Source organism: Acinetobacter sp. 251-1 (assembly GCF_030329305.1).
In the GTDB taxonomy this organism is placed as follows: Bacteria; Pseudomonadota; Gammaproteobacteria; order Pseudomonadales; family Moraxellaceae; genus Acinetobacter; species Acinetobacter piscicola_A.
Genome location: NZ_JACANS010000025.1, coordinates 25,405 through 34,821, shown reverse-complemented (window position 1 = coordinate 34,821; position 9,417 = coordinate 25,405). Strand labels below are relative to the sequence as shown.

The 9,417-nt window shown below is 38.1% G+C and carries 6 protein-coding genes, 4 tRNA genes and 1 pseudogene; 3 read left to right on the top strand and 8 right to left on the bottom strand.

Annotation, left to right across the window (positions count from 1 at the left end):
- Positions 1-293: 293 nt before the first annotated feature.
- The 3 genes and pseudogenes from yfiR (at position 294) to yfiB (ending at position 2,521) form a co-directional block, all read left to right on the top strand.
- Complete coding sequence (gene yfiR, locus HX129_RS16210; protein WP_228721873.1) at positions 294-797, top strand: regulatory sequestration protein YfiR; 504 nt, start codon at positions 294-296, stop codon at positions 795-797.
- Positions 798-802: 5 nt separating this feature from the next.
- A complete protein-coding gene (dgcN, locus tag HX129_RS16205; RefSeq protein WP_130075040.1) occupies positions 803-2,020 on the top strand; it encodes a diguanylate cyclase DgcN/YfiN in 1,218 nt (405 codons plus the stop codon).
- Between the two features lie 19 nt (positions 2,021-2,039).
- Positions 2,040-2,521, top strand: a pseudogene (gene yfiB, locus HX129_RS16200) (outer membrane lipoprotein YfiB).
- Positions 2,522-2,658: 137 nt separating this feature from the next.
- Here yfiB and HX129_RS16195 read toward each other — a convergent pair.
- From HX129_RS16195 to secA, 8 genes are all read right to left on the bottom strand, one after another.
- Positions 2,659-2,735: transfer RNA gene (locus HX129_RS16195), tRNA-Pro, on the bottom strand.
- 3 nt (positions 2,736-2,738) lie between these two features.
- Positions 2,739-2,814: transfer RNA gene (locus HX129_RS16190), tRNA-His, on the bottom strand.
- 40 nt (positions 2,815-2,854) lie between these two features.
- Positions 2,855-2,931: transfer RNA gene (locus tag HX129_RS16185), tRNA-Arg, on the bottom strand.
- 45 nt (positions 2,932-2,976) lie between these two features.
- A tRNA-Pro gene (locus tag HX129_RS16180) sits at positions 2,977-3,053 on the bottom strand.
- Positions 3,054-3,207: 154 nt separating this feature from the next.
- Positions 3,208-4,275 (bottom strand): quinolinate synthase NadA, encoded by a 1,068-nt coding sequence (nadA, locus tag HX129_RS16175; RefSeq protein WP_286435043.1) that lies wholly within the window; start codon positions 4,273-4,275, stop codon positions 3,208-3,210.
- 151 nt (positions 4,276-4,426) lie between these two features.
- Entirely contained in the window at positions 4,427-5,647 is a 1,221-nt protein-coding gene (argJ, locus tag HX129_RS16170; protein ID WP_286435042.1) for a bifunctional glutamate N-acetyltransferase/amino-acid acetyltransferase ArgJ, read from the bottom strand.
- A gap of 233 nt (positions 5,648-5,880) precedes the next feature.
- Positions 5,881-6,270, bottom strand: coding sequence for a hypothetical protein (locus tag HX129_RS16165; protein ID WP_130075036.1), 390 nt, complete (start codon positions 6,268-6,270; stop codon positions 5,881-5,883).
- 150 nt (positions 6,271-6,420) lie between these two features.
- The gene (gene secA, locus HX129_RS16160) at positions 6,421-9,150 is read right to left on the bottom strand and encodes a preprotein translocase subunit SecA (RefSeq protein ID WP_174493652.1); all 2,730 of its coding nucleotides are present in this window, start codon (positions 9,148-9,150) and stop codon (positions 6,421-6,423) included.
- Between the last annotated feature and the right edge of the window lie 267 nt (positions 9,151-9,417).

Sequence of the window (9,417 nt, the reverse complement as noted above, 5' to 3'; positions counted from 1 at the left end):
ATCAGAAGTTTTAATCTTCATCACCGCCGATGGATGTGCATTCTACAGTATTTCAGATACGACGCAACCCCTTTTTTGATTTATTTTTTAAAAAGCTTATCGCTTGCTTATTTATTCTACAATTTTAGATGTTTTTATTATTTTTATGTACATATAAAATACTATTTAAATTTTAATATCTATGATCACTAACAATCCATCTTCTAAATTTTTTTCTATTTACATAGTTTTTTTGAACTATATCTCCTTTTTCATTAGAATAAAAATATTATTATTCCACTTTCATTATGATTATGCAGTTAAGTAAATTTAGACTGTTTCTAGCTATAGGGGTTTTACTGAGTTTCAGTAATTTTTCTTTAGCAAACTCTACGCATAATTTTTATATGATGACGCTTTCTATTTTAAGTTATGCAAAGTGGGATAATCAGTCACCTACTTTATGCGTGGTAGATAATAATAATGCTGCCAAACAATTCAGTTTATCTATTAAAGCTCAAAATTCACCGTTTAGTGTAAAAAGTATTTCACATGACGCGCTTAAAAATATTGAATGTGATGCGGTATTTTTTTCTAATCTATCCGCTTCAATAGAGCAAAAATTAATTAATAGCTCACTGAAACCAAATATACTGTCTTTTAGTACAAGTAATAATGATTGTGAAATCGGAAGTTCTTTTTGCTTACAAAATACAAAAAATGGCAATACCATTTTTAAAGTAAATTTAGACAGCCTAGCACGCGCTAAAGTGCATGTTGATCCTCGTGTTTTACTCTTAGCTAAGAATTCGGAGTAATACAGATGATTCATAAATTTTATCAATCGACTTCTTTACAAACTTTATTCCGTAAATCCCAATTCACAATTTTTGCGATTACTTTTTTAATTTGTACATTTACCTTTGCCACAATTTCAGTTTTTACCGTTGAGTCTTATGCGGAACAAAATTTACAGTTGATCAGTCGTACCGTTTCTGAACGTATTCAACCTGCCTTAGTCTTTCAAGATAAATTAGCTTTATCGCAAATTTTGCATGAGTACACACAACAACATTCCGTACGCTTGATTGAAGTCTACGATACACAAAATCAAAAAATATATGAAAGTATTAAAGATATAGATCATTATTCTGCATTACAAAATTTGTTTGATCATCTCTTTTTGCGTAATCCAATCGATGTAGCTGTACTACATAATGGAAATTATGTTGGAAAAATTATTTTATATGGCAGTTCAAATGAAATCATGATGTTTATCATCAAGATTTTTATTGGCTTAGGTGTTGGGATGTTATTCATGATCCTTGCTTTATGGTGGTCAGTAAATCTGACTTATCGCCATATTATGCAATCCATCACACCTATGGTACAAATCGCGCAGTTAGTCAGCACACAAAGCGCCTATAATTTACGTTTTCCAAAAAATGATATTCAAGAGTTTAACCATGTAAATAGTGTATTTAACCAACTACTTGAAGAAATTCAATCATGGCATACACATTTACAAAATGAAAATCAACAACTGTCCTATCAGGTTCAGCATGACCATTTAACAGGTCTACCAAATCGTAATTACTTCTATCAAGTTCTTGTTAATTTATTTAAAAATAATCAAGAAAAACAAAAAATTGCATTGCTTTTTATTGATGCTAATAATTTCAAAGTCGTTAATGACCAATATGGTCATCAGGCAGGTGATGCTGTTTTAAAAGAAATGGCGACTCGCTTAAAGCAAAATATTCGACAGGATGACTTTGTCGCCCGCTTAAGCGGCGATGAGTTTGCCATTATCTTAAGCTCCATCCAACGCGTAGATCATTTAATTTCAATTGCTGAAAATTTAATTAAAAGCTGCGAAAAACCTTTGGTGTATAAAAATCAAAGTATAACTTTTAATTTCAGCTTAGGAATAGCTTTATCTAATCAAGCCATTTCCCCTGAAGATTTAATTTCTCAGGCAGATCAGGCAATGTATAAAGCAAAATCATTAACTCATCATTGGTTCATTTATCACAATTAACTTTATCAGGGTATATCGTATGTCTGTAACGCACCTAAAACTTCCAATTCTTGCTTTATTATGTTTAGCACTTATACAGGTTGTCTAAATTTAGGCGGCTTAAAATACAGTCAAGTCCGCGCATTAAAAAAAGAAGGCTTTGTATTAACAGATGAAGGCTGGAGTTTAGGACTTCCTGAAAGATTATTATTTGATTTTGATCAATTTGAAATCAAAACTCAAAACCGCGACTCTATTCTACATCTTTCAAAACAGTTGCAGAAATACAACCTAACCAAAGTTAAAATTGTGGGACATACCGATGATGTTGGCTCTGCTAACTATAATACAGCACTGTCTCAAAAACGCGCCCAAAGCGTAGCAAATATTTTTATTTCGCAGCATTTCAATCCCAATAATATTCAGATTATCGGTAAAGGTGCAGAGCAACCAATTAAAGCCAATGACAGCGAAGAGCACCGTGCAGAAAACCGCCGCGTATCCATCATTATTATTCCATAACTTTATTTTAACTATTCAAGGTCTTTAATAGACCTTTTTTTATATTCAAAGATTGGAGTATCAAATTTCAGGCATAAAAAAACCGCCTAATCAGCGGATAATTTACATTTAAGTTTTCAACTTAGATAAACTTAAATTGGTCGGAGCAGTAGGATTCGAACCTACGACCCCCTGGTCCCAAACCAGGTGCACTACCAGGCTGTGCTATGCTCCGAATTGGGGTGAATGAAGGGGCTCGAACCCTCGACAACCGGAATCACAATCCGGGGCTCTACCAACTGAGCTACATCCACCATCACAACAAACTTTAGATTCTACAATATCAAGCAACAATGGTGCGCCTGACAGGATTCGAACCTGTGACCATCCGCTTAGAAGGCGGATGCTCTATCCAACTGAGCTACAGGCGCATGACTGATAATTTTCACTATCAATAAACCTTTGCCTTGAAGAATTGGTCGGAGCAGTAGGATTCGAACCTACGACCCCCTGGTCCCAAACCAGGTGCACTACCAGGCTGTGCTATGCTCCGATTCATCTCAGCTTTTTTGTATCGAACATCTCGTTCGGTACGGTGTGAATTCTAGGCGTGACGCCCTTGAACGTCAACACCTATATTAAAAAAAAACTAAAAAAAATCATCAAGTGTATATTTATCAAGCATTTCTATTATTTTTTATACAATTTTAACGCTTTAAACTCGCACTGAAGTTCAACATACGATCAAGTGGAAGTTTGGCACGCTCTGCCAATTGTGCATCCACAAAGATTTCTTGATCGCCTTTTTGCAAAACTTCCAAAATACCATCCAAGTCATTCATTGCCATCCACGGACAATGTGCACATGAGCGACACGTTGCCCCCTCTCCTGCAGTTGGTGCTTCAATCAAAGTTTTGTTTGGCACAGCTTGTTGCATTTTATAGAAAATGCCACGATCTGTTGCCACAATCAATGTGTCATGCGGTAGTGTTTGAGCTGCTTTAATAAGTTGAGATGTACTTCCAACTGCATCTGCCACTTCAATGACTGATTCGGGTGATTCAGGATGTACCAGTACAGCTGCATTTGGATATAATGCTTTCATGTTGGCAATGCCACGTGCACGGAATTCTTCATGCACGATACATGAACCATCCCACAGCAACATATCTGCACCTGTTTTCTTTTGGATATAGCGTCCTAGATGTTGGTCAGGTGCCCAAATAATTTTTTCACCCAAACTATCTAAGTGTTCAATAATTTCCACTGCACAGCTTGATGTAACAACCCAATCAGCACGGGCTTTTACAGCAGCTGAAGTATTGGCATAGACCACAACGGTATAATCAGGATGTGCATCACAAAACGCTGTAAACTCATCCACAGGACAACCCAAATCAAGTGAGCAAGTCGCCTCAAGTGTAGGCATTAAGACTTTTTTCTCAGGGGATAGAATCTTAGATGTCTCCCCCATAAATTTAACACCTGCAACCACCAACGTCGATGCAGCATGATCACGTCCAAAACGCGCCATTTCCAATGAATCAGAAACACAACCACCAGTCAGCTCTGCTAACTCTTGTACTTCAGGATCACAGTAATAATGCGCGACTAAAACCGCATCACGCTTGTCTAATTCCGCTTTAATTTGGGCAAATTTTTGCTGTTTTAGCTCAGGACTTAAAGTTTTGTCCTTTGGCTCTCCTAATCCATCCAAATGTGCTGTGACAATTGATTTTGCTTCATTGGCAATTAAATTGGTCGCATCATTCATAAAAGGTATTCTCTATCCATATGCTTGTCACTCAACAAGCGTTTCAAGTAATTCACTGATCAATTTGGCATTGGCTAATTTGACCAATTATAAAAAAAACATCCACTTATAAAAAAACCTCACAACGGAGGCTTTTCTATATTTTTAAATTTTAAGAGCGATAATCTGCATTAATTTTGACATAGTCATACGACAGATCACAGGTATAAACTGTATCTTTAGCCTGTCCACGCCCTAAATCGACACGAATGGTAATTTCAGTCTGTGCCATAACTCGTGCACCTTCTGCTTCAGTGTAATCTACAGCTGCACCACCATCTTTACAGATTTGCACGTCATCCAACCAGACTTGAATTTTTTCCACATCTAAATCTTTCACACCCGCATAGCCAATCGCAGCAAGGATACGCCCCCAGTTTGGATCTGATGCAAAAAATGCAGTTTTTACTAAAGGTGAATGTGCAATGCTATATGCAATATCGCAGCACTCTTGCGTATTATGCCCACCCTCAACTGCAACAGTCATGAATTTAGTTGCACCCTCTCCATCGCGTACAATGAGTTGTGCCAAACGTTTCATCACACGTATTAAAACATCCACAACAACGCTATAACGAGCATCATCTATCGACTGGATTTCTGCACCACCAGCAAGTCCTGTAGCTGCAAAAATACATGAATCATTGGTCGACGTATCGCCATCGACAGTAATACGATTAAATGATTGATCTACAGCAGTTTTTAACATCTGCTGTGTTAATTCACGTGAAATAGGTGCATCGGTTGCCACAAAGCCCAACATCGTCGCCATATTGGGACGAATCATACCCGCACCTTTTGAAATCCCAGTCATGGTATATGCAACACCATCTAACTCAAATTGCTCAGATGCCCCTTTAGGTGTCGTGTCAGTGGTCATAATACCTGTTGCAGCATCCACCCAAGCATTTTCATTCAGCGAATCTAATGCAGGCTGTAAACCTTGTGTTAAACGTTCAATCGGCAGTTGTTCACCGATTACACCTGTAGAAAAAGGTAAAACTTCATATTCCTCGATCTGTGCCAATTCAGCAAGTTTCAAACATGTCAGTTGTGCATTTTGCATACCGAGCTTGCCCGTACCTGCATTGGCATTGCCTGTATTAATCACTAAATAACGGGGATTAGCTTGTGCTAAATGTACTTTAGACACATGTACAGGTGCAGCACAAAATGCATTTTGGGTAAATACACCCGCAACATTTGTACCTTCAGAAAATTCAAAAATAACTAAATCACGTCGATTAGGATAACGTACATACGCTTCTGCCGAGCCAATTTTTACACCTTGTACCACATGCATGTGTGGCATAGTTACGTCACCAACCGCCATTTTTAAATATCCGGAATGAAATTAAGAAAACAACAGCTTATTAGAAAATGCATAAAAAATCGAGCCTATTCCCAAGTGAATTGTTTTTTATTATCAATCGAGCGATTTTGAGTTATTTTTATGGTTAATATTTAAAAAATTAAAGTGAAACAATATGATAAATACGACATATACGATATAAAAAGTCAGCATTCAACCTGAGCACTGACTTTTAAAATGATACAACCTTGAAATTATTGCTGAGCGGCTGCTTGCGGTTGAGCCTGTACTTGAGCAACCGTTTGTTCTGTTGGTAAAAGTGCTTGTTTTACTTTTTCTTGACTTGATACCGATAATGCTGGATTTGAAGCAACCACACGATTAATGGTTGCAGGCGTCACTGCTGCAATTGCTGCTGTTTTTAAAATGATTGGACGACCACCTGTATTTCCCAAGGTATAACGAATGCCTGTGCGTGGGCTAATCACTGTTGTTGAATCATTTTTTACTTCGGCTTGTGCAGTCACAGTCCCTGCTGCTGCTTGCAAGTTTGCAACAGTGGTCGTTTGTGGTTGGGTGTCGGCAAAAGTAAGCACTGGCATTGCTAAAGCTGCGACAAATAATGCTTTGAATTGTATTTTCATTATCGTTCCTAAATCTTTAAAAATGGGTTGAGCAAGTAAATAACATTTAATTGTGAATGGTGCAATCAATATTCACCGCATGTAATAACTTGTAAAAAAAGCAGAACATTTGTTCTGCTTTTTTACACTTGATTCAAACTCAGTAAAAAATTAAATTTTACCGTGACATTGTTTGTATTTTAAACCTGAACCACATGGGCATGGCGCATTACGGCTTTCAGGCGGTGTAAATGTTTTTTCTGTTTTATTCAGATTTAGCTCATCTTCTGTTTGGACGTTTGTATTAACTACGCCAGTCAAACCATCTACATCATCGTGTGCAAAGTTTAAACGCATCGCTTCTGCTTGCGCCTGTTGCTGTGCTTCCATCTCTGCTAACTCTTCCGCAGTTGGAATATGGACACGAGAAAGATCTGTTACGACATCTGATTTAATCACACCAAGCATATTTACAAATAAGTTGAATGCTTCTTTTTTGTATTCTTGCTCAGGATTTTTCTGTGCATAACCACGTAAATGAATCCCTTGACGTAAATAATCCATTGCAGCCAAATGGTCTTTCCAGTGACGATCTAATGAACCCAATAGGAAATGACGCTCTAAAGTTGCAGCAGACTCAGCACCCATATTTTCACGGCGTTGGCGATAGCGTTCAATCACTTCATCACTGATACGTTCAACCAAAGCTTCTTCATCTAAACGACGATCTTCTTCAAGCCATTGTGAAACAGGAAGCTCGATACCGAAATCCATACGCAAGGCATTTTCTAGACCTTCAATATCCCATTGGTCGTGAATTGACTCTGGTGGAATATACGTTTCGATTAAACCTTTCATCACTTCTTGATGCATCTCTTCAATATAATCTTGAAGTGTTGCTTCTTCTAAAATTTCATCACGTTGTGAATAAATGATTTTACGTTGTTCATTGTTGACGTCATCGTATTTTAATAAGTTCTTACGAATGTCAAAGTTACGTGCTTCAACTTTACGTTGCGCATTTTCAATCGAGCGTGACACCATTTTATGTTCAATAGCTTCATTTTCTTGCAAGCCCATTGCACGCATCATCGCAATCACACGATCACCTGCGAAAATACGCATTAGGTCATCTTCAAGTGATAAGAAGAAGCGTGATACACCAGGGTCACCTTGACGACCTGAACGACCGCGTAATTGGTTGTCAATACGGCGTGATTCATGACGCTCTGAACCGATGATATGTAAACCACCTGAACTTAACACCATTTCATTATTCTTTTCCCATTCTGCGCGTAGGCGAGCTTCATCTTCAGCAGTTGGATTTTCAATTTTAGCCAATAATGCTTTCCAGTTACCGCCTAGCAAAATATCTGTACCACGACCCGCCATGTTGGTGGCAATAGTCACAGCATTCGGTGCACCTGCTTGGGCAATAATATCTGCTTCACGCTCATGTTGTTTTGCGTTTAAAACTTCATGGTGAATGCCTGCTTCTTTAAGCTTGTCCGATAAAATTTCAGACGCTTCAATGGTTGCTGTACCAATCAGAATCGGCGCAACACCTGCAGCATGGATTTTCTGAATTTCTTCAATAATCGCGTTGTATTTACCCGCACGATTTAAATAAATTAAATCATTCAGGTCTTTACGTACCATTGGACGATGTGTTGGAATTAATACGACATCTAAACCGTAAATCTCTTTCATTTCCGCAGCTTCAGTGTCTGCTGTCCCGGTCATGCCTGAAAGTTTTTTATATAAACGGAAATAGTTTTGGAATGTCGTTGTCGCCAATGTTTGGTTTTCAGGTTGAATTTCTAGGCCTTCTTTCGCTTCAACCGCTTGATGCAAACCTTCTGACCAACGACGACCTGGCATCGTACGACCCGTATTTTCATCGACGATGATCACTTCGCCATCATTAACAATATACTGTACATTACGTTGATATAAAAAATGTGCACGAATGGCTGCTGAAACGTGATGAACAAGGTTCAAATTACCTGCTGAATATAAGCTTTCACCTTCAGCCAACAAGCCCATTTGAATGAGTTCTTGTTCTACTGTTTCATAACCGACTTCCGTCATTTCAACAGAACGTTGTTTTTCATCAATCCAGAAATGACCACCATCAGCCACTTTTTCTTCTTTCTGTGGAGTTAGTTTTGGTGGAATAGTATTGATCAACTGATAAAGCTGAGATGAATCTTCACTTTGACCCGAAATAATCAACGGTGTACGTGCTTCATCAATCAAGATTGAATCGACCTCATCGATGATGGCATAGGCCAATCCACGCTGTTTTTTCTCAGCCATGGAGAAAACCATGTTGTCACGTAAGTAATCAAAACCAAATTCGTTATTGGTACCGTAAGTGATGTCTGCAAGATAGGCTTCGGCTTTTTCCATAGGCGCTTGCATAGAATAAATCACGCCGACCGTTAAACCTAAGAACTCATAAAGTGGACGATTTAACTCAGCATCACGTTGTGCCAAGTAATCGTTCACGGTAATCACATGAACGCCTTGTTCACTGATCGCGTTGAGATACACAGCCAAAGTGCCCATGAGGGTTTTACCTTCACCTGTACGCATTTCTGCAATTTTACCTTCATGCAGGGTAATACCGCCGATCAGCTGCACATCATAATGACGCATGCCCATCACACGCTTACCTGCTTCACGACACACAGCAAATGCTTCTGGCATCAACTGATCTAAGCTTTCACCTTTTTTATATCTTTGTTTGAATTCTTCAGTTTTGGCAGATAAGTCAGCATCACTTAAAGCAGATATGGTCGGCTCAAGCGCATTGATCTTATCGACAATTTTACGCATGCGTTTCAGTTCACGCTCGTTTTTAGTACCGAAGATTCCTCCGATCAGGCTTGCCAACATATAGACTCTCTAAAACTTGCTTATCAAAATAAATTTTTCTCAGACGTTATTATGGTGTTAGAAATTTGAAGTACAAGGTTTTTACACAAAACCAATTAAAAAAATCTGTACACCGACTTTCGCGTGTATGAGTTTAGGCGGTCTAATGTAGCAAATTTGCACGATGGACAGATAGACTCTGTTGATAGAATTTCATCTTTTTTTATATAAGTTCACAGTGTTTTATGAAAAATTATCATAAAGAAATATAAAAACACTATTTTTAAT